This window comes from Variovorax atrisoli 110B (assembly GCF_000382045.1).
Classification (GTDB): Bacteria; Pseudomonadota; Gammaproteobacteria; order Burkholderiales; family Burkholderiaceae_C; genus Variovorax; species Variovorax atrisoli.
In genome coordinates this window covers 195,188-215,076 of the sequence record NZ_KB907458.1, presented here as the reverse complement: position 1 = coordinate 215,076, position 19,889 = coordinate 195,188, and the positions used below count along the sequence as shown (strand labels likewise).

General features: G+C 68.4%; 25 protein-coding genes. 13 read left to right on the top strand and 12 right to left on the bottom strand.

Features of this window, described 5'->3' with window-relative positions:
• The first annotated feature begins 26 nt into the window (after positions 1–26).
• From panC to G369_RS0124075, 3 genes are read left to right on the top strand one after another with little or no spacing between them, the layout of a single operon-like run.
• The gene (panC, locus tag G369_RS0124085) at positions 27–866 is read left to right on the top strand and encodes a pantoate--beta-alanine ligase (protein ID WP_019656609.1); all 840 of its coding nucleotides are present in this window, start codon (positions 27–29) and stop codon (positions 864–866) included.
• Positions 863–1,501 (top strand): 7-carboxy-7-deazaguanine synthase, encoded by a 639-nt coding sequence (queE, locus tag G369_RS0124080; protein WP_019656608.1) that lies wholly within the window; start codon positions 863–865, stop codon positions 1,499–1,501. The genes panC and queE overlap by 4 nt, the downstream gene beginning before the upstream one ends.
• 40 nt (positions 1,502–1,541) lie before the next feature.
• Positions 1,542–1,904 carry a 6-pyruvoyl trahydropterin synthase family protein gene (locus G369_RS0124075; RefSeq protein WP_019656607.1) on the top strand — a complete coding sequence of 121 codons (363 nt, stop codon included), beginning with the start codon at positions 1,542–1,544 and terminating at the stop codon, positions 1,902–1,904.
• A gap of 117 nt (positions 1,905–2,021) precedes the next feature.
• On the opposite strand, the gene nadA is transcribed toward G369_RS0124075, so the two are convergent.
• The 6 genes from nadA to G369_RS0124045 all read right to left on the bottom strand — a co-directional run bounded on the left by nadA (position 2,022) and on the right by G369_RS0124045 (position 6,526).
• On the bottom strand, positions 2,022–3,143 hold the full coding sequence (gene nadA / locus G369_RS0124070; RefSeq protein WP_019656606.1) for a quinolinate synthase NadA: 1,122 nt from the start codon (positions 3,141–3,143) through the stop codon (positions 2,022–2,024).
• A 7-nt stretch (positions 3,144–3,150) separates the two neighbouring features.
• Positions 3,151–4,029: a carboxylating nicotinate-nucleotide diphosphorylase gene (gene nadC / locus G369_RS0124065; RefSeq protein ID WP_019656605.1), complete on the bottom strand. Its 879-nt coding sequence runs from the start codon at positions 4,027–4,029 to the stop codon at positions 3,151–3,153.
• 25 nt (positions 4,030–4,054) lie between these two features.
• Positions 4,055–5,107 carry an NAD(P)H-dependent glycerol-3-phosphate dehydrogenase gene (locus tag G369_RS0124060; protein WP_019656604.1) on the bottom strand — a complete coding sequence of 351 codons (1,053 nt, stop codon included), beginning with the start codon at positions 5,105–5,107 and terminating at the stop codon, positions 4,055–4,057.
• Positions 5,108–5,142: 35 nt separating this feature from the next.
• Entirely contained in the window at positions 5,143–5,607 is a 465-nt protein-coding gene (gene secB, locus G369_RS0124055; RefSeq protein WP_019656603.1) for a protein-export chaperone SecB, read from the bottom strand.
• 119 nt (positions 5,608–5,726) lie between these two features.
• Complete coding sequence (gene grxC / locus G369_RS0124050) at positions 5,727–5,987, bottom strand: glutaredoxin 3 (protein ID WP_019656602.1); 261 nt, start codon at positions 5,985–5,987, stop codon at positions 5,727–5,729.
• Between the two features lie 155 nt (positions 5,988–6,142).
• The gene (locus tag G369_RS0124045; protein WP_221404345.1) at positions 6,143–6,526 is read right to left on the bottom strand and encodes a rhodanese-like domain-containing protein; all 384 of its coding nucleotides are present in this window, start codon (positions 6,524–6,526) and stop codon (positions 6,143–6,145) included.
• Positions 6,527–6,631: 105 nt separating this feature from the next.
• Between G369_RS0124045 and gpmA the strand changes: the two genes are divergently transcribed.
• The 3 genes from gpmA to G369_RS0124030 all read left to right on the top strand — a co-directional run bounded on the left by gpmA (position 6,632) and on the right by G369_RS0124030 (position 9,828).
• The gene (gpmA, locus tag G369_RS0124040; RefSeq protein ID WP_019656600.1) at positions 6,632–7,375 is read left to right on the top strand and encodes a 2,3-diphosphoglycerate-dependent phosphoglycerate mutase; all 744 of its coding nucleotides are present in this window, start codon (positions 6,632–6,634) and stop codon (positions 7,373–7,375) included.
• Positions 7,376–7,501: 126 nt separating this feature from the next.
• Positions 7,502–8,944 (top strand): S41 family peptidase, encoded by a 1,443-nt coding sequence (locus G369_RS0124035; RefSeq protein WP_026346582.1) that lies wholly within the window; start codon positions 7,502–7,504, stop codon positions 8,942–8,944.
• A 116-nt stretch (positions 8,945–9,060) separates the two neighbouring features.
• Complete coding sequence (locus G369_RS0124030) at positions 9,061–9,828, top strand: HesA/MoeB/ThiF family protein (protein WP_019656598.1); 768 nt, start codon at positions 9,061–9,063, stop codon at positions 9,826–9,828.
• Here G369_RS0124030 and G369_RS0124025 read toward each other — a convergent pair.
• Positions 9,825–11,867 carry an AsmA family protein gene (locus tag G369_RS0124025; protein ID WP_019656597.1) on the bottom strand — a complete coding sequence of 681 codons (2,043 nt, stop codon included), beginning with the start codon at positions 11,865–11,867 and terminating at the stop codon, positions 9,825–9,827. The genes G369_RS0124030 and G369_RS0124025 overlap by 4 nt on opposite strands.
• A gap of 237 nt (positions 11,868–12,104) precedes the next feature.
• Here G369_RS0124025 and G369_RS0124020 point away from each other — a divergent pair, with 237 nt between their 5' ends.
• Entirely contained in the window at positions 12,105–12,515 is a 411-nt protein-coding gene (locus tag G369_RS0124020) for a response regulator (RefSeq protein WP_026346581.1), read from the top strand.
• 103 nt (positions 12,516–12,618) lie between these two features.
• On the opposite strand, the gene G369_RS0124015 is transcribed toward G369_RS0124020, so the two are convergent.
• Positions 12,619–13,251 (bottom strand): response regulator, encoded by a 633-nt coding sequence (locus G369_RS0124015; RefSeq protein WP_019656595.1) that lies wholly within the window; start codon positions 13,249–13,251, stop codon positions 12,619–12,621.
• 131 nt (positions 13,252–13,382) lie between these two features.
• Here G369_RS0124015 and G369_RS0124010 point away from each other — a divergent pair, with 131 nt between their 5' ends.
• The 6 genes from G369_RS0124010 to G369_RS0123985 all read left to right on the top strand — a co-directional run bounded on the left by G369_RS0124010 (position 13,383) and on the right by G369_RS0123985 (position 17,090).
• Positions 13,383–14,702, top strand: coding sequence for a CHASE3 domain-containing protein (locus G369_RS0124010; protein ID WP_020723234.1), 1,320 nt, complete (start codon positions 13,383–13,385; stop codon positions 14,700–14,702).
• A gap of 216 nt (positions 14,703–14,918) precedes the next feature.
• Positions 14,919–15,083, top strand: a complete 165-nt coding sequence (locus G369_RS37760; protein WP_019656593.1) for a DUF1328 domain-containing protein — start codon at positions 14,919–14,921, stop codon at positions 15,081–15,083.
• A gap of 54 nt (positions 15,084–15,137) precedes the next feature.
• On the top strand, positions 15,138–15,515 hold the full coding sequence (locus G369_RS0124000; protein ID WP_019656592.1) for a hypothetical protein: 378 nt from the start codon (positions 15,138–15,140) through the stop codon (positions 15,513–15,515).
• Between the two features lie 39 nt (positions 15,516–15,554).
• Positions 15,555–15,935, top strand: a complete 381-nt coding sequence (locus G369_RS0123995) for a phage holin family protein (RefSeq protein ID WP_019656591.1) — start codon at positions 15,555–15,557, stop codon at positions 15,933–15,935.
• Positions 15,925–16,524: a hypothetical protein gene (locus G369_RS0123990; RefSeq protein WP_019656590.1), complete on the top strand. Its 600-nt coding sequence runs from the start codon at positions 15,925–15,927 to the stop codon at positions 16,522–16,524. Before G369_RS0123995 ends, G369_RS0123990 begins: the two co-directional genes overlap by 11 nt.
• Positions 16,521–17,090, top strand: coding sequence for a ferritin-like domain-containing protein (locus G369_RS0123985; protein WP_019656589.1), 570 nt, complete (start codon positions 16,521–16,523; stop codon positions 17,088–17,090). The genes G369_RS0123990 and G369_RS0123985 overlap by 4 nt, the downstream gene beginning before the upstream one ends.
• Before the next feature lie 101 nt (positions 17,091–17,191).
• Here the strand turns inward: G369_RS0123985 and G369_RS0123980 are convergent, their stop codons facing one another.
• The 4 genes from G369_RS0123980 to G369_RS0123965 all read right to left on the bottom strand — a co-directional run bounded on the left by G369_RS0123980 (position 17,192) and on the right by G369_RS0123965 (position 19,835).
• Complete coding sequence (locus G369_RS0123980; RefSeq protein ID WP_019656588.1) at positions 17,192–17,716, bottom strand: BON domain-containing protein; 525 nt, start codon at positions 17,714–17,716, stop codon at positions 17,192–17,194.
• An 86-nt stretch (positions 17,717–17,802) separates the two neighbouring features.
• Positions 17,803–18,000, bottom strand: coding sequence for a CsbD family protein (locus G369_RS0123975; protein ID WP_019656587.1), 198 nt, complete (start codon positions 17,998–18,000; stop codon positions 17,803–17,805).
• Between the two features lie 124 nt (positions 18,001–18,124).
• The gene (locus G369_RS0123970) at positions 18,125–18,949 is read right to left on the bottom strand and encodes a DUF429 domain-containing protein (RefSeq protein WP_019656586.1); all 825 of its coding nucleotides are present in this window, start codon (positions 18,947–18,949) and stop codon (positions 18,125–18,127) included.
• A 4-nt stretch (positions 18,950–18,953) separates the two neighbouring features.
• Positions 18,954–19,835, bottom strand: coding sequence for an EamA family transporter (locus tag G369_RS0123965; RefSeq protein WP_019656585.1), 882 nt, complete (start codon positions 19,833–19,835; stop codon positions 18,954–18,956).
• Positions 19,836–19,889 lie beyond the last annotated feature (54 nt).

Sequence of the window (19,889 nt, the reverse complement as noted above, 5' to 3'; positions counted from 1 at the left end):
GCAGACAAGGAAAAGGAAACCAACCCATGTACATCGCGCACACCATCGACGACCTGCGCAGCCACCTGGCCGCCTTCAGGCGCCCCGCCTTCGTCCCCACCATGGGCAACCTGCACGACGGCCACCTGGCCCTGGTGAGGCAGGCGAAGCCGCTCGGCGACGTGACCGTGGCCAGCATCTTCGTGAACCGCCTGCAGTTCTTGCCGCACGAAGATTTCGACACCTACCCGCGCACCTGGGAGAGCGACTGCGAGAAGCTGCGCTCGGCCGGCTGCGACGTGCTGTTCGCGCCCGACGAGAAGGCGCTCTATCCCGAGCCCCAGACCTGCAAGGTGCACCCCGACCCGGCGCTGGCCGACATCCTCGAAGGCCACTTCCGCCCCGGCTTCTTCGTCGGCGTGTGCACGGTGGTGATGAAGCTCTTCCAGTGCGTGCAGCCGCGCGTGGCGGTGTTCGGCAAGAAGGACTACCAGCAGCTGATGATGATCCGCCACATGGTCCGGCAGTTCGCGCTGCCGATCGAGATCGTGGGCGGCGAGACCTTCCGCGCCGACGATGGCCTCGCGCTCTCGTCGCGCAACGGCTACCTGAGCGAGAGCGAGCGCGCCGAGGCCGTGCAGCTGTCGAAGGCGCTGAAGGCGATGGCCGAGGCGGTGCGCTCGGGCGAGCGCGACCTGGGCGCCATCGAGGCGCGCGCCATGCAGACGCTGGCCGCGCGCGGCTGGCAGCCCGACTACCTGGTGCTGCGCCGCCGCCGCGACCTGCAGGCGCCCGCCGCCGGCGACGCGCTGGTGGCGCTGGCCGCCGCGCGCCTGGGCACCACGCGCCTGATCGACAACCTCGAGATCGAAACGGCCGCCCCATGACCTACAGCGTCAAGGAAATCTTCTACACGCTGCAGGGCGAAGGCGGACAGGCCGGCATGCCCGCGGTGTTCTGCCGCTTCGCGGGCTGCAACCTCTGGAGCGGCCGCGAGGAAGACCGCGCCAGCGCCGTCTGCCGTTTCTGCGACACCGACTTCGTCGGCACCGACGGCACGCTGGGCGGCAAGTTCAGGACCGCCGACCTGCTCGCCGACACCATCGCCGCCCAATGGCCCGCTGCCGACGCCGACCACCGGCTGGTGGTGCTGACAGGCGGCGAGCCGCTGCTGCAGGTGGACGCTGCGCTGGTCGACGCGCTGCACGCGCGCCGCTTCCGCATCGCGGTCGAGAGCAACGGCACGGTCGATGCGCCTGAGGGCATCGACTGGCTGTGCATCAGCCCCAAGGCCGGCGCGCAATGGGTGCAGCGGCGCGGCCAGGAGCTCAAGCTGGTGTGGCCGCAGCAGGGCATCGACCTCGACGCCATGGCGCGCACCGGCGAGTTCACGCACCGCTTCCTGCAGCCCATGGACGGACCCGACCGCGTCGCGAACACCGAGCTGTGCATCGCGGAATGCATGAAGCAGCCCGTGTGGCGGCTCAGCGTGCAGACGCACAAGATCACCGGCATCCGCTGAGGCGGGCGCCGCTTTTTCTCCCCGAGTTTCTCTTTCGACAATGCGATTCACCATCAGCCAACGCTTTTTCTTCGACGCCGCCCACACGCTCAAGCGCGAGATCGAAGTGGAAGGCAGCCGCCGTATCCACGGACATACCTACCACGCGGAGGTGTGGCTCACGGGCGAGCGCGACCCGGTGACGGGGATGGTGATCGACCTGGGGCTGCTGCGCCGCCGGCTGGAGGATGTGCGCGAGCAGCTCGACCATCACCTGCTGGACGACGTGGCGGGGCTGCACCCGCCGACGCTGGAGAACCTTTGCGTGTTCATCGCCGATGCGCTGCCGGACCTGCGGGCCTCGCTTGCGCGCGTGAAGGTGTGGCGGGAGGCGCTGGGGGACAGCTGTACCGTCGATTTCTAGGTTTTTCTCCCTCCCCCGCTGGGGGAGGGCCGGGGTGGGGGCACGCGGCGCCACCATCGAGCGCTCTGCCCGCCCCCATCCCAACCTTCCCCCAACGGGGGAAGGAGCGAAGCGGGGTCAGGCCGCGCCGATGCCCGCCACCAGGCTCCCCGGCGCCTGCCCGTTCTTCAGCCCGGCCGTGAACGCCAGCATCCGATCGATCGGCACCCGCGCCCGCAGCCCCAGCGCCGGATCGACGTGGATTTCCCCCGCGCCCGTCTCCAGGGCATTCGCAAGCTCCACCAGCCCGTTCATCGCCATCCACGGGCAATGCGCGCAGCTCTTGCAGGTGCCGCCGTTGCCGGCCGTCGGCGCCTCGATGAAGACCTTGCCGGGGTTCAGCGTGCGCAGCTTGTGCAGCATGCCGCTGTCGGTGGCGACGATGAACTCCCTGGCGTCCATGCGCTGCGCCGCGTTCAGGATGGCCGAGGTGGAACCCACCGCGTCGGCCAGCGCGATCACGTCCGAGGGCGACTCGGGGTGCACCAGCACCTTGGCCTTCGGGTGCTCCTTCATGAGCAGCTCGAGCTCCAGCGCCTTGAACTCGTCGTGCACGATGCAGGCGCCGTTCCAGCTGACCATGTCGGCGCCGGTCTGGCGGCGGATGTAGTCGCCCAGGTGGCGATCGGGCCCCCAGAGGATCTTCTGCCCCGCCGCATGCAGCGCGTTCACCACGTCGAGTGCGCAGCTGGAGGTGACCAGCCAGTCGGCGCGCGCCTTCACGGCCGCGCTGGTGTTGGCATAGACGACCACGGTGCGGTCGGGATGCTGGTCGCAGAAGGCGCTGAACTGGTCGACCGGGCAGCCCAGGTCGAGCGAGCAGTTCGCGTCGAGGTCGGGCATCAGCACGCGCTTGTCGGGCGAGAGGATCTTCGAGGTCTCGCCCATGAAGCGCACGCCCGACACCACCAGCGTCTGCGCGGCGTGGTCGCGGCCGAAGCGCGCCATTTCGAGCGAATCGCTCACGATGCCCCCGGTTTCCTCGGCAAGGTCCTGCAGATCGGGGTGCACGTAGAAGTGCGACACCATCACCGCATTGCGCTCGCGCAGCAGGCGGCGGATGCGCTCCTTCAGCGCAATGCGCTCGTCGGGCGATGGCTCGGGCGGCACGCGCGCCCAGGCGTGGCGGGTGTCGCAGACGGCGCCGGCCCTGGTTTCGGCGGGCTGCTCGTAGTCGACGTCGATGACCGTGGACGACATGGGCGGATCAGCCTTCCTGGAAACGCATCGAGTAGTCGATCGCCTTGACGTCCTTGGTCAGGGCACCGACGGAGATCCGGTCGACGCCGGTTTCGGCCAGGGCGCGCAGGCCGTCCAGCGTGACGCCGCCGGAGATCTCGAGCACGGCCTTGCGGTCTTCGCCGGCCTCGTCGTTGATGCGCACGGCCTCTCGCAGCGTGGGCAGGTCCATGTTGTCGAGCAGCACCATGCGCGCCCCGGCGTCGAGCGCCTCGCGCAGCTGGGCCAGCGTCTCGACCTCGACCTCGACGAACTCCGCCTTCGCGGCGGCAGGCGCCACCGCACGCAGGGCGGCCGCCACGCCGCCGGCTGCGGCGATGTGGTTTTCCTTGATGAGCACCGCGTCGTACAGGCCGATGCGGTGGTTCAGGCCGCCGCCGGTGCGCACGGCGTATTTCTGCGCAAGCCGCAGGCCGGGAATGGTCTTGCGGGTGTCGACGATGCGCGCGCGGGTGCCGCGCACGGTGTCGGCGTAGAGGGCGGTCTTGGTGGCGACGGCGCTCAGCAGCTGCAGGAAGTTGAGCGAGGTGCGCTCCGCCGTCAGCAGCGCGCGGGCCGAGCCTTCGATCTCGAGCACGGTCTGGCCGGCCTCGCAGCGCTCGCCCTCGGCGCACAGCCACTGGATGCGCACCTGCGGATCGAGCTGCCTCAGCGTGGCCTCGACCCACGGGGCGCCGCACACGACGGCGGCTTCGCGCGCAAGCACGCGGGCGCGGGCGCTGCGGGCCGGATCGACCAGCGAGGCGGTGAGGTCGCCGTCGGCGACGTCTTCCTGCAATGCGCGGGTGGCATCTGACAGGGCCAGCGCGGCCACGGCCGACGCTGAAAAATCAAAGCGAAGGCTCATGGCTCTCTTTGTCTCTGCGTTTTTCTCAGGAGGATTGACGAGGGGAAGCGGCGGCGCCCGATTGCTGGAGCTGCACCGATTCGGGCACCGGCTCGCGGCCGACGAGGGCCGCCACGGCGTCCTGCGGGCTCACGCGGCCGTCGAGCAGCGCGACCACGCCTTCGGCGATGGGCATCTCGATGCCGAGGCCCCGGGCGCGCTGCACCACGGTGCGGGCGCAGTAGACGCCCTCGGCCACGTGGCCGAGCGAATCGACGGCCTGCGCCAGCGTGCGGCCCTGCGCGAGCAGCAGGCCGACCTTGCGGTTGCGCGACAGGTCGCCGGTGGAAGTAAGGACCAGGTCGCCCAGGCCCGAAAGGCCCATGAAGGTCTCGGCGCGCGCGCCCAGCGCGAGGCCGAAGCGCGTCATTTCGGCAAGGCCGCGGGTGATGAGCGCCGCGCGGGCGTTGAGCCCGAGCGCGAGGCCGTCGCACAGCCCGGTGGCGATGGCCAGCACGTTCTTGACCGCGCCGCCCACCTCCACGCCGACGATGTCCTCGTTGGCGTAGACGCGCAGCGCGGGGCCGTGGAAGGCCTCGACCAGCATGTCGCGCACGGCGGCGTGCGGGCTGGCGGCCACCAGCGCGGTCGGCCGCCCTTCGGCGACCTCCTGCGCGAAGCTGGGGCCGCTGAGCACGCCCGCTCTCAATTCAGGAGCAACCTGGGCCCAGATCTCGTGGGCCAGCAGGCCGAAGGATGCGGGGGACGACGTGCCGAGCGCGGGCTCGACGCCCTTGCACAGCCACGCCACCGCGGCGCTGGTGCCGCGCAGCGCAACGAGCTGCGCACGCAGGGCCGCCATGGGGGTTGCCACGATGACGAGGTCGGCGCCGGCCTGCGCCTGGCCGATGTCGCCGGCGCGCACGGCCAGCGAGGCCGGCAGGGCCAGCCCGGGAAGGTAGCGGGAGTTCTCTCGCGCGGCCGACATGGCGTCGGCCTGGGCGGCATCGCGCGCCCAGAGCGTGACTTCGTGGCGGGCCGCCGCATTGACGGCGACCGCCGTGCCCCAGGCGCCGGCGCCATGAACGCAGATCTTCATCGGCGTTGGTGGCTGCTACGGCTGCAGTGCCGCGATTACTGTGCCAGCGAGGGCGCGGCCTGGCCGGCGGCCTGTGCCTGCTGCTGCTCGTACATGGCCTGGAAGTTGATTTCGGCCAGGTGCACGGGCGGGAAGCCGCCGCGCTGGATCACGTCGGCCACGTTGCCGCGCAGGTACGGGTAGACGATCTGCGGGCAGGCGATGCCGAGGATGGCGCCCATCTGCTCTTCGGGCAGGTTGCGGATCTCGAAGATGCCGGCCTGCTTGGCCTCGACCAGGAACACGGTCTTGTCGCCGATCTTGGTCTGCACGGTGGCGGCCACGGTGATCTCGAAGATGCCTTCGGCCACGGGCTGGGCGTCCACGCCGAGCTGGATGTCGACGGTGGGCTGCTCCTGCTCCAGCAGGATCGCGGGCGAATTGGGCTGCTCGAGCGACAGGTCCTTGAGGTAGACGCGCTGGATCTGAAACACGGGATCTTGGGCTTGCTGGTCGGCCATGGCTGAACTTTCGAGGATCAAAACAATGCCCGCCGGGGAGGGGCTCCCGCAGCGGGCTGCAGATGAGTGAACTGGCGATTATGGCCCGGCCGGAAGACGGCTCCGGGGCAGGGCCGGATTCAGGCGCCCTGCAGCAGCGTAACCAGGCCGCCGCGGCTGTCGAGCGCCATCAGGTCGTCGCAGCCGCCCACGTGGGTGTCGCCGATGAAGATCTGGGGCACCGTGCGGCGCTGGGTGATCTCCATCATGGTGTTGCGGGCCTGGGGGTCGGTGTCGATGCGGATCTCCTCGATCTGCTCGACGCCCTTGGATTTCAGGATCTGTTTCGCGCGGATGCAGTAAGGGCAAACGGCGGTGGTGTACATCTTGACGGCTTGCATGCGCTCTACCTTGGGGAAAGTTTCATTTATTCAACTCGCCCACCGGCCCTTGGGGGAACGCCGCGGAACCGGCTTGGCCGGAACGCATACGTTGCCCCCGGCAGGGGGTTGGCACAGCGCCACGAAGTGCGCAAAGCCTTGGGACGAGTCGATATTCAGGCTTTTTCGACAGGCAGGTTAGCGTCTTTCCAGGCTTTCAGCCCGCCGGACACCGCTTGGGCCTGTTCGTAGCCCAGCTTCTTGGCCACGGCCACCGCACGCTGGGCGCGGGCACCGGTGGCGCACACCAGCAACAGCGGCACGTTCTTGTTCTTGACCGCGCCGGCGAGCTTTTCCTCGAGCTGGTTCAGGGGAACGTTCTTGGCGCCGATCATGTGGCCGGTGGCGAACTCCTCGGGCTCGCGCACGTCGACCAGCACCGCGCGCTCGCGGTTGATGAGCTGCACGGCGCCCTGTGCCGTGAGTGTTCCGCCGCCCGCCCCCCGCACCAGCGGCCAGGCCAGCATGGCGCCCGAGCTGAGCGCGATCAGGATCAGCATCCAGTTCGCGGTGACGAATTCGATCAATTTCACGGGGGTTCCTTGAATGGCAAACCGGGGATTTTAGAATGCGGGGTTTCGCAAGCGCAGCCAAAGGCCTCCCACATGCACAAACTGGTATTGATCCGTCACGGCGAATCGACCTGGAATCTCGAAAACCGCTTCACCGGATGGACCGACGTCGACCTGACCGAAACCGGCGTCGAACAGGCCAAGCAGGCCGGCCGGCTGCTCAAGGCCGAGGGCTACGACTTCGACGTCGCCTACACGAGCGTCCTCAAGCGCGCCACCCGCACCCTCTGGCACACCCTCGACGAACTCGACCGCACCTGGCTGCCCGTGGTGCATTCCTGGCGCCTGAACGAGCGCCACTACGGCGGCCTGCAGGGCCTGAACAAGGCCGAGACCGCCAAGAAATACGGCGACGAGCAGGTGCTGATCTGGCGCCGCAGCTACAACACGCCCCCCCCGCCGCTGGAAGCCGACGATCCGCGCAGCGAGCGCGGCGACGTGCGCTACGCCAAGCTCTCGCCCGAGCAGATCCCGCTGACCGAGTGCCTGAAGGACACGGTGGCGCGCGTGCTGCCCTTCTGGAACGAATCGATGGCGCCGGCCATCCGCACCGGCCGCCGGCTGGTGGTCGCGGCCCACGGCAACTCGATCCGCGCGCTGGTGAAGTACCTCGACGGCATCTCCGACGACGACATCGTCGGGCTGAACATCCCCAACGGCATCCCGCTGGTGTACGAGCTCGACGACGACCTCAAGCCCCTGCGCCACTACTACCTCGGCGATGCCGCGGCCGCCGAGAAGGCTGCCGCCGCGGTGGCATCGCAGGGCAAGGGCTGACGAGGCCCGCCAGGAGCGCCCAGAAAAAGCCCCGTCCGGCGCTCCACCCGTGGAACCCCGGCAAACAATTTGCTTCCAAGCTGTGTATATTGGACTGACAGCCGCCGACAAGGACAACCACTCATGATGGGCCAGAAACTCAAGATCACCGGCTGGGTCGCCGCCGGCGCCGTTGCAGGCGTCCTGACCACCGTCTCGCTGCAGACCGTCGCGCGCGGCTCGCTCGCGCCCCTGCCGCTCGAGGAATTGCAGCAGCTCGCCGCCGTCTTCGGAATGGTCAAGAGCGACTACGTGGAGCCGGTCGACGAGAAGAAGCTCATCTCCGACGCCATCTCCGGCATGGTCGCCGGGCTCGACCCCCACTCCCAGTACTTCGACAAGAAGTCCTTTAAGGAATTCAGGGAAGGCACCACCGGCCGATTCGTCGGCGTGGGCATCGAGATTTCCCAGGAAGACGGCCTCATCAAGGTCGTCTCGCCCATCGAGGGCTCCCCCGCCTTCCGCGCGGGCCTCAAGCCCAACGACCTGATCACCAAGATCGACGACACCGCCGTGCGCGGCCTGTCGCTGAACGAGGCGGTCAAGCGCATGCGCGGCGAAGCCAACACCAAGGTGCTGCTGACCATCTTCCGCAAGGACGAGAGCCGCACCTTCCCCGTGACCATCACGCGCGAGGAAATCCGCACGCAGTCGGTCCGCGGCAAGATCATCGAGCCGGGCTACGGCTGGATCCGCCTGTCGCAGTTCCAGGAACGCACCGTCGACGACTTCGTCAAGAAGATCGACGAGATGTACAAGGAAGACCCGAACCTCAAGGGTCTGGTGCTCGACCTGCGCAACGACCCGGGCGGCCTGCTCGACGCGGCCGTGGCAGTGTCGTCGGCCTTCCTGCCCGAGAACGTCACCGTGGTGACCACCGACGGCCAGCTGGCCGAGAGCAAGGCGGTCTACAAGGCTGCGCCGGAGTTCTACCAGCGCCGCTCGGGCAGCGACCCGCTGCGCAGCCTGCCGGCCGCGCTCAAGACGGTGCCGCTGGTGGTGCTCGTGAACGAAGGCTCGGCATCGGCCAGCGAGATCGTCGCCGGCGCACTGCAGGACCACAAGCGCGCCACCATCATGGGCAGCCAGACCTTCGGCAAGGGCTCGGTGCAGACGGTCCGCCCGCTCGGCCCCGACACCGGCCTGAAGATCACCACTGCGCGCTACTACACGCCCAGCGGCACCTCGATCCAGGCCAAGGGCATCGTGCCGAACGTGCTGGTCGACGAAAGCGCCGAGGGCAGCCCCTTCGCCGCCCTGCGCATGCGCGAGGCCGACCTCGAGAAGCACCTGGCCAGCGGCCAGGGTCCCGAAGTCAAGGACCCGGAACGCGAGAAGGCCCGCGACGAGGCCCGCAAGCGCCTCGAGGAAGAGGCCAAGAAGCCGCCGCAGGACCGCAAGGTGCCCGAATTCGGCTCCGACAAGGACTTCCCGCTCGTGCAGGCGCTCAACCGCCTGAAGGGCCAGCCGGTGCTCGTGAGCAAGACGCAGGTCATCGTCGACAACAAGGAAGAGAAGAAGGAGAACTGAGCCGGGCAAGTCGGTTCAGTTCAGGAGTACCGCGGCACCGGCCTCGCCGGGCCGCCGGTATCGACCCCGGCAGGGGGTGGGCGGCCGCACCGAGCGGGCCGGCCCTGGGGGCGAGCATGAATGATCACCAGCTGCTGCGCTATTCGCGCCACATCCTCCTCGAAGAGTTCGGCATCGACGGGCAGGCCCGCGTCAGTGCCGGGCGCGTCCTGGTCATAGGCGCCGGCGGGCTGGGTTCGCCGGTCGCCCTTTACCTCGCGGCGGCGGGCGTGGGCCACATCGTGCTGGTCGACGACGACGAGGTCGACCTCACCAACCTGCAGCGGCAGGTCGCCCATACCCATGCACGCGTCGGCCTGCCAAAGGTCGAATCCGCGGCGCAGGCCATGCGCGACATCAACCCCGAGATCTCCATCGAAACCCATGCGCTGCGCGCGGACGAGGCGCTGCTGTCTCGCCTCGTGGCCGAGGCCGACGTGGTGGTCGATTGCTGCGACAACTTCGCGACCCGGCAGGCCGTCAACCGCGCCTGCGTGGCGCATGCCAGGCCGCTGGTGGCCGGGGCGGCGATCCGCTTCGACGGCCAGCTGAGCGTCTACGACACCCGCGACGCAGCCTCGCCCTGCTACGCCTGCCTGTTTCCGCCGGAGGCGAGCTTCGAGGAAACCCGCTGCGCGGTGCTCGGCGTGTTCGGCCCGGTGGTGGGCACCATCGGTACGCTCCAGGCCAGCGAGGCGCTGAAGCTGCTGGCCGGCATCGGCCCGTCGCTGGCGGGGAGGCTGCTGATGTTCGACGGGCGCAGCACCTCCTTCGACACGCTGCGCGTGGCGCGCGACCCGCACTGCAGCGTCTGTGCGCAGCGCACGGCTCCGCCTTCCGCCTAGTTCTTCTGCTTCGCGCCCTTCGCGCGGGCTGCGCCGGTCGCGGCGGCGCCTGCCGTGGGCTTGTTCGCCTGCGCGATCACGCCCTTGCAGTCCGAATCCTCGCCGGGCCCCGTCTCGATGGTCGCGGCCAGCGCGAGCAGCGGATTGACCGCCCCCAGCGCCAGCGCAGCCAGCCCGCGTCCGGCCAGCGGCCCGACTTCCAGTCCGCCCTTGGGATCGCCGAATGTGCCGCTCACCACCAGCGGGGTGCGGATCGAGAGGATGTTCTTGCTCTTGGGCTCCGGACGGATCACGAAATCCAGCCCCTCCGTCGCCAGGTTGGCCTGGCCTGTGGCGATGAAGACGGCGTTGGTGGTGTCCACCACCAGGGTGCGGCCGGTCATCAGGCCCTTGTTGACGTCGAAGGCCAGCGCCGCGCAGCGCAACTCCACGTTGCGGTCGCCGCGCAGGATGAACTTGATGATGTCGCCGCCCACCAGGGTCGCGAACACCGGCAGCAGGTTGCCGAACTGCCCGCGCCCCGAGATGACCGCCACGTCGCCCGAGACGCCTCCCAGCCAGTTGGCGACGGTGCTGCCCGAACCCGAGAGATTGATGCGCCCGTCCAGCCGCCCCACGCTGTTGCCGGTGGTCTCCAGCTTCGGGAAGAGGCGCGCGAGCTGCATAGCGCGGGCGTCGAGCGAGGCGCGGATGTCGGCGGGGTTCTTCGAGCCGTCGATGCGGATCGCGCCGGCCAGCGTGCCGCCGGCCACGCCCAGGTCGAGCGGATCGAGAGTGAGCACGCCCTCGTTCAGCTTCACCTGCACGCTGCCGCGCTCCAGCGGCACGTCTCGCACGTTGCGGATGCGATCGGCCGTGTACTTCACGTCGGCATTCATGGCGCGCAGGCGCTCGAAGTCCAGCGGTGCCGTGGGCAGCACCTTGCCGCCGGGCCGCCTGACCTGAGTAACGGTGGGCGGCGGCGCGACGCCCTCCACCGTGGCGGCGGTGCGCGCCGTGGGCGGCAGGCCGATCAGCGGGCCGAGGTCGTCCATGTCCATCACCTTGGAGCGAAGGTCGCCCGCCAGGTGCGGCAGCTTGCCCGACTGGTCGAAACGCATGTCGCCCGCGATGTCGGACAGGCCCAGGCGCCCCTGCAGCCCGCTGGCCTTCCAGAGCTTGCCGCTCTTGTCGAGCTTGCCGCTGAGGGCGTAAGGCGAGGTCTGCGGCAGCGCGATGCCCAGCAGCGGGAACAGCGCGCCCAGCGTCTGGCCCTTGATCTCGAACTTCGCGTCGATGCCGTCCAGGTCGGACAGGCGGGCGACGGTGCCGGCCGCCTTCAACTGCGTCTGACCGGCGGCAGCCCGAATCTCCAGCGGAAACGGCGGCGCGTTCGAGGCCTCGATCTGCAGCACGTTGCCGGTTCGCCCGCTGGCTGTCAGCGGCTGTCCCTTGTAGCGGCCCTTGATGCGGTAGTCGAGGGGCATCTCGCCGCGGCTGCTGTCGTAGTTCAGGTCGGCGTGCAGGTCGACACCCAGGTGCTTGGCGAGGAAATCGACCGCGCCGCTGTCGATCTGCACCTGTCCGATGGTCGGTACGGTGCCGCCTTCGGAGCTGTCCTTGCCTTCTTTGCCCAGCGACCAGGTGCGGCGGCCGTCAGCCTCCATTTGCAGGCCCACAGTCGGGGAGGAAAGCGCCAGCCTGGGAATGATGATGCTGCGCGAGATCAGCGGCCAGAGGCGGATGTCGAAGTCGGCCCGCTCCGCCTTCACCAGATAGGGATCACGCGCCCACGAGGGATTGGCGAACTCGATGCCGTCGAGCCTGACGGTGGCCTGCCGCCATCCGAGCCCCACGTCCAGCCGTCGGGTGATCTCGAACTTGCGCCCGGTCTTCTCGCTGACGTAGCGGTTGACCGGCTCGCGAAGCACGTCCCAGGGGAAGAAGGCGAGCACCACGGCCAGCACCGCGAACAGCAGCACCAGGCTCGCCAGCAGCTTCTGCCAGAGCGGCAGGCCGCGCAGGCGGCCCCCTTTCATCGGTGCGTTCGTCGTTGCCATGGGGCTCTTGTAACCCATGTGGAAGCCCCGCCGCGGTCGGCCGCCGACCGCAGACCTCGTGAGGTATTGCCTACTGAGCTGGCCGAGCGTCCCATGCGTCGGAACCCACCTACAGCCTCCCACCGCCGAAGCTTGCATGATGCGGATGGGAGAAGCAGCAAAGTCCTTCCGCAGGCACTTGACGCCGACGGAGGCGCGCTTATGCGTCTGCCATCCTCAGAGGAAGAGTGGTTGGGCATGGATTCAAGATTGCAGACTTATGTTGTCGAAGACAACCTCACGATCCGTGAAAACCTCATTGGCACGCTGGAAGAACTCACCTGCAGTACCGTTGTCGGATTCGCGGAAACAGAGAGCGGTGCGCGCGCATGGCTGCTCGGCCACGACGGCGAATGGGACCTGCTCGTCGTCGACCTCTTCCTCAAGCAGGGCAGCGGTCTGGGCGTGCTGCAGGCCTGCCAGGCCCGCAGGCCGGATCAGAAGGTGGTCGTGCTCAGCAACTATGCGACGCCCGACATCCGCAGGCGCTGCGCGGAATTCGGGGTCGACGCGGTGTTCGACAAGTCGAACGAGATCGAGGCCCTGGTGGAGTTCTGCCTTCTGCAGGCACGCAACCGGGTTGCGCACTCCTCGTCCGAAGCGGGCTGAGGAAAGAAAAGACGACGTGGACGAAGAAAGACTGGAAGAAGGAGCGCAGGAAAGACCGGAAGAGGAAATCGCCCCGGCCCCCTTCCCCGCCCCACGGCCGATCTCAATCGATGAGCTTGTTCTTCAGCGCGTAGTAGGTGAGGTCGCTGTTGGAGGAGAGGTTCATCTTCTCCATCAGGCGCGTGCGGTAGGTGCTCACGGTCTTGACCGACAGCGACAGCGTCTTGGCGATGTCGCCGGCCGTCTCGCCCTTGGCGAGCTTGAGGAACACCTGGAATTCGCGCTCGGAGAGCTGCTCGTGCGGCGCGGCGTCGTCCTTGCGGTCGAGCTGGCGGGCCAGCAGTTCGGCCACCGCGGGGGTGATGTAGCGCCGGCCCAGGGCGATGGTGCGGATTGCGTTGACGATCTCGATGGGATCGCATTCCTTGTTGAGGTAGCCGCTCGCGCCCTGACGGATCAGGTTCATCGCGTAGTGCTCCTCGGGGTAGCCGCTCAGGATCAGGATGCCGACGTCCGGCGCCTTGGCGCGGATCATGGCGAGCGCATCGATACCGCTCTGTCCGGGCATCGAAAGGTCCATGACCAGCACGTCCAGCTCCGTGGTGCGCACCAGTTCGATGGCTTCACGGCCGCTGGCAGCCTCGCCCGCCACGCGCAGGTCCACGTGCTCGGAGAAGAACTGCCGGAGGCCCGATCGCACGATGGCGTGGTCGTCCACAATTCCGATTTTGATCATCTGTTACTTTCGTCGTTGTGTTGCGCAGGCGAGGGTCGCAACATGCCAGGTCCCTGATTGTTGTCAATTATTCACGAACTTGCGCCACAAGCAGCCTTGAAAGTTTCATGCACTGGTTAGCCCCACCAAAAATGGCCGTGAGCCTGCTGCTCGCGGCGCTGGCCGCCCTGGCCCTCGTCGGTATCAACGAGGCCGGTTACCGGCAGTCCACCCGCGCGCTCGCCGACATCGACGAAGCGCAGCAGGTGCGCGGCACGCTCAACCAGCTCCTGCAGAACATGCTTGACGCCGAAACCGGACAGAGAGGCTACCTGCTGACCGGCGAGGCGAGCTACCGAAAGCCCTACGACGACGCGGTCAAGCAGGTCGACGGCCACCTGGGCACCCTGCGCCGCCTCTACGCCGACCGGCCGGCCGAGCTTGCCCGGCTGACGGAGCTGTCGAAGCACGTGCTGCGCAAGATCGCCGAGATGGACATGAGCGTGCGCCTGCGCCAGGACGGCAAGGAAGACGCCTGGAAGTTCGTCATCACCACCGACGTGGGCAAGGAGGAGATGGAAGCCATCCGCGCCGCCGCGGGCGACCTGGTGAAGCTCAGCAACGGCACCTTGCAGCAGAGCCAGGCGCAGGTGCTGCAGTCGCTGAAGCTGGCGCGCATCGGCACGTCCATCGTGGCGCTGGCCGCGCTGCTGGCCTTCTTCCTGTACCTGCGCCAGACGCATGTGCTGCGCTCCATCGGCGAGCGCCAGCAGCTGGCACTGCAGCGCGAGCGCAACGCCCTGGAGGACGAGGTGCGCGAGCGCACCGCATCGCTGGCCGAACTGGCCACCCACCTGCAGGACGTGCGCGAGACCGAGCGCGGCTTCCTCGCGCGCGAACTGCACGACGAGCTGGGCTCGCTGCTCACCGCCGCCAAGCTCGACGTGGCCCGGCTAAAGTCGCGGCTGGCGGACGCGCCCGACGCGATCCAGCGGCTGCAGCATCTGACCGAGCTGCTCAACAGCGGCATCGCGCTCAAGCGCCGGATCATCGAGGACCTGCGGCCCTCGTCGCTGTCCAACCTGGGGCTGGTCGCGTCGCTGGAGATCCTGGGGCGCGAGTTCGGCGAGCGCTCGGGCCTGCAGGTGGAAATGGTGCTCGAGCCGGTGACCATGGACGAGTCGCACCAGCTCACCATCTACCGGATGGTGCAGGAGAGCCTCACCAATATCGGCAAGTACGCCGAGGCCACCGAAGCCACCATCGTCCTGAAGAACTACGACAACCACGTGGTGGTGGAGGTGGCCGACAACGGCAAGGGCTTCGACACCCAGCGCGTGCGCCCTTCCACCCACGGCCTCGCGGGCATGCGGCACCGCGTGGAAGCCGCGCGCGGGCGGCTCACGGTGTCTTCGGCACCGGGCAAGGGCACCCGGCTGAGCGCCATGCTGCCGATCGTCAAGGCGGCCTGAGACGACGAAGGGCCCCGGCCTGCCACGAGGCCGCGGGCATTCCTTCACACGCCGCCGCAAGACCACTCGGCCATCTCCTACGCACCCCAACCCCGGCCGCTGACAGGTCTGCAACGAGCCTCCACTTAAGGTTGCATCCATGGCATCGGTACTTCCCTTCCGGGACTGCCGATGCGATGTTTTCAAGACACGAGCCAAGTCTCGAAGGAGTTCCACATGCTGCATTACGCCGTGGTGTTTCTGGTCATCGCCCTGATCGCTGCCCTCTTCGGGTTCGGCGGCATCGCGGCGAGCGCCGTGGGCATCGCCAAGATCCTCTTCGTGATCTTCGTGATCCTCGCGCTCGCGAGCTTCCTTGCCGGCTTGCTACGACGCAAGTAGCGTCGTTACGATCAACAGGCTTGCGCATTTCACTTTTCCGGAAAGGACTTTCACATGAACACGACGACGAAGACCCCCTCGCAACTCGCCGACGAAGCGCGCCAGACCGCACGTGACGCGGTCGAGACGACCCGCGCCTACGCACAGAACGCGGTGAATGCGGCGGGCGAGAAGGTCCGTGACCTGCGGCGCGATTCGGAGCCGGCCGTCGAACAGCTGGCTGCCCGCGTGCAGCAGGCGGTGCAGCGCGGCCTCGATGCCGCCTCCACCACCAGCGCCCGCGCACAGCGCCGCCTGGAGCAGGCCGCCGACGTCACCGGCCGATACATCTCGGACCAGCCCGTGCGCTCGGTGCTCCTGGCCGCTGCCGCCGGTGCAGCCATCACCGCGCTGATCGTGCTGGCAAGCCGCCGCAGCCGGGACGACTACTGATCAACCTGAAGGCGTCTGTCATCGATCGATTCCGGCACCATGCTCCATCCCATCTTTTCCACGGTGCTCGGGCATCCGGATCTCGTCGCTGAACATCTCGCCAACTACGCCGCGCTCGTCAGGGAGGAGTCCTCCCAGGCGGGTCGCGGCATTGCCGGACGCATCATCGCGGCGGTGCTCGCCGTCGCCACCGTCACCCTGGCCCTGGGGCTGATCGGCGTGGCGGTGCTGCTCGGCGTGATGCATGGCAGCTTCCACTGGGTGCTGGTGGCCGTGCCGGGCGTGGCCGTGGTGATCGCGGCCTTCTGCATATGGTACGCGATGCGCCCCACCGTGACCTACGCCTTCGAGGACCTGCGATCGCAGCTCGACGCCGACCTGCAAGCCCTTCGCGAAGCCGGAGCACGCCATGACCGCTGACGACTACCGCGAACTCCGGCAGCACCTCACCCCGAAGGAGCGGCTGGCCCTCTCCCGAAGGGCGCTGGTGCGCCAGCTCAACGGCGGCGTCGAAGACGACGACGACGGGCGCTATCGCACGGATGGTCCCCGTCTTCATGACGACGACCTGGAGTACGCGCACCACGACGCGCATGCAGCGGCCGATCCGGATGGCCTGCACGCCGGCCACCCGCAAGGCTCCGCAGACGCAGAACCGGGCGGGCAGCGAGGAGCCGGTGCAGGCCGCGGCAGGAGAAAGCCGCAGAACGTCTGGATCGCCGTGGGCCGCAGCGTGCTGGAGCGCTGGTGGCGCAGGCATCCCGCGCATGCGGTCGGCCAGCTGGCGCGGCCGATGCTCGAACACTACGCGCGAAAGGAGCCGGTCAAAGTGATGGCCGTGGCTGCCGCCACCGGCTCGCTACTGGTGCTGGTCAGGCCGTGGCGCCTGCTCTCCGCGACGGCGGTGCTCGCGGCGGTACTGAAGACATCCGACGTGGCCGACCTCATCACCACGCTGATGAGCAAGAGCCCAAGTTCACCCCGCCCCCCACGAAAGGACACTCCATGAAAAACGACGTTTCTTCCCGTTCGGCTTCCGCCAAGGAAGGCGGCCGCCAGCACCTGGCGCTCGACCAGGCCGGCCTGGATGCGGCCCGCAGCAGCCTGGACGACGGTGCCGTGACCCCGAGCTACGGTCCTTGGCGCGACGACGTGGTGAAGCTGCTGAACGACGCCCTGGCCACCGAGCTGGTCTGCGTGCTGCGATACAAGCGCCACTACTTCACCGCGAACGGCGTCGAGTCGCCCGCCATCGCCGACGAGTTCCTGGTGCACGCCAACGAGGAATCGGCCCACGCCGACCTGATCGCCGAGCGCATCGTGCAACTGGGCGGCGAACCCGACTTCGCCCCCGGCCACCTCCTGGAGCGCAGCCACGCCCAGTACGACGAGTCGACCGACCTGCAGTCGATGGTGCGCGCCAACCTGATCGCCGAGCGCGTCGCGGTGGAGTCGTATCGCCAGATGATCTCGCTCATCGGCGACAAGGACCCGACCACCCGCCGCATGCTCGAAGGCATCCTGGCCGACGAGGAAGAGCACGCCGACGAGCTGAAGGACTGGCTCGGCCACTGAGGCGGCTCGGTCGAGCCTCAAGCGGAAGACTTTCCGCTCATGAAAAAGAAAAAAGCCCGGCACTGCCGGGCTTTTTCGTTGGCGAGGAAAGAAGGGAAGGATCAGCCCTTCACCTCGAGCTGGTTGCTCACCGAGGTCACGCCCTGCACGCCCTTGGCGATCTCCTCGGCGCGTGCCTTGGCAGCAGCCGTGGGAGCGGGGCCCTTCAGGCTCACGGCGCCGGCCTTGGTGTCGACGTCGATCTTGATGGCGCTCAGGTCCGGGTCCTTGGCAAGGCCGGCCGAGACGGAGGCCGTGATGGCGGCATCGTCCATCGTCGCGCTCACGGCGGCGCCTGCTTCCTTGAGCGCTTCCTTGGCGTTGGAGGCGCCCTCCTTCACCTCGGCGGTGGTGTTGGACGACTCGACCTTGGCCTTGGCGTCCTTGAGGGCTTCGCCCGTCTTGGCGGCTGCCGTGTCGGCTGCCTGCTCGGTCTTGGCGATCGCGCCGTCGAGCTTCTCGCCGGCGGTGCGGTTGTCGGCCTTGTCGCAGCCGGCCAGGGCCAGCGCGGCGCCGGCCAGCAGCACGGCGGTCAGGGTCTTGGCGTACGGGGCACGGCCCGTGCGTTGGATGTTCGATGTGTTCATGGGAATCCTCCTGTCGCTTCTCGGAACGGAAAGAGCGCATGCGAAGGCCTGGATGCGACGCGCGCACGCAGCCTTCGCGGCTCGGATCACAGCTTGTCGGCGCCCGACTTGATTGCGTCCTTGGTCTTTTCCTTCACGTCGCCGTAGGTCTTCTGCACCTTGCCGGCGGCCTGGTCCGCCAGGCCCTCGCCCTGGAGTTTCTCGTTGCCGACGACCTTGCCGGCGACTTCCTTCAGCTTGCCCTTGGCTTCCTCGACGCGGCCTGCCACTTGGTCCTTGTTCATGTCGCTTCCTTCCTGATGAGTGATGCTGAAAAGTGGGCCGGGATGACCCACTGGAGCCAATCTAAGGGCCGCCCGATGGCGGCGAATGCCGACTGGAGCCCGAAGCGCTGTAGGACAACGAGGCTCAGGCGCTGACGATCCATCCTTCAAGCGGATCGATGTCCTCCGGCAGCCCATGGCCCGGGCCGGGGCTCAGGGCGCGCTGCTGGCCCCAGGCGGCCTGCAGAAGACACAGCACCGCGTCGATGTCGTCGCCGCGCGCATCCGCCAGCAGTTCCGCGCGCTGCGGCGCGGTGACGGCCAGCTTCAGTCCGAGGCGGGGCGAACCCGCTTCGAGCGCAGCCAGCAGATCGACCCGCGCCGCGCGACGCTCGGGTGTCTGCTTCGCGAGGTCGTCGCTCTTGTAGCTGCGGCGGCCGATGAGTTCACGCGCCAGCAGGCCGGGGTAGGCCTCCAGCGCGATGCGTTCGGCACCGTTGCCGGCATGCAGGCCGGGAATGCGCGCACCGGCGGCCAGCAGGCGCGGCACGCCCGCATGGAGCATGTAGGCCACCGGCGGATTGACCCATTTCATCGAGGGGCTGGACCCTGCGGGCCCGTCGGCCGCACGGTGCGCGAACTTGCCGCCCACCGGCCGCCCTGCGCAGAAGGCGGCGAAGGTCTCGCGGATCTCGGCGCGGCTCAGGCCGGCGTAGTGGGCCATCAGCGGCTCCCACTGCAGCGGCCACCGCAGGTGCTCCACGAGCTCGCGCGGCAGGCTGAACGGAAAGTCGAAGCCGCCGGTCCACGCCGGCGTGGCGCGCAGCCAATCGCCCCATGCGTCGAGCGTCGAGAAGCGCTGCAGACCGTGGAGCACGACGCAGTCGGCGCCGCCCAGCTCGCCGGTGGCGACGACGATGGGCTTGCGTGCCGTCGGCGCGCTGGAGAAGTCGCAGCCGAACAGCAGCACGGCCTCAGCCCATCGCGAGCGCCACCACGCCGGCGGCGATGAGCGTCGCGCCCATCAATCGAAGCAGCCGGTCGCCCTCGCGCAGCAGGTGGCCGCCGATCAGTGCAGCGAAGAGCATCGACACCTCGCGCGCTGGCGCCACGTGCGAGATCGGCGCCTGCTGCACCGCGTAGAGCACGAGCACGTACGACACGGGGCTGATCGCCGCCACCAGCAGCGCGTATTTCCACTGCTCGCGCCACATGCGCACGGTGGTCGCGCGGTCCTGCAGCGCGGCGGGCATCAGCAGGACGATGCGCACGAGGTTGCCCATGTAGTCGAGCAGGATCGGCGACATCGCAAGGAACTTGACCGCGTAGCTGTCGGCCACCGTGTAGGCCGCGATGAAGGCGCCGGTCAGCACGCCGTAGCGCATGCCCTTGTGCACCCGCGCGCGCTGCGCCGGGTCGTGCGCCTTCTGCCACAGGCGCGGGCCGCCGGCGATGAGGAACACGCCAGCCACCACGCCCAGGATGCCGGCCACGCCGACGAGGCTGATCTTCTCGCCCAGGAATAGCACCGCCACCAGCGACGAAAGCAGCGGCCCCGAGCCGCGCGCCAGCGGGTAGACCACCGTGAGGTCCGACTTGCGGTAGCCGCGCAGCAGCACGATGAAATAGAAGACGTGCAGCACACCGCTGAGCACGACGAAGCCCCACTCCGCCCGCCCCCACCCAGGCACCACGTTCCAGCCCAGCACGATGCCCACCGGCGCCCAGATGACCATGTTGAACACGCTCGCCTGGAAGCTGAAGCGCGCGTCGCCGTTCGCCTTCTTGGCGGCGATGTTCCAGCTGGCGTGGATGATCCCGGCGAGCAGGATCAGGGCGAATGCGGAGAGTGGCACCTCGAGCTATGCAAGACCGGGCGCCGCCGGGCCGCCCCAAGGCGCGAGCGGCCC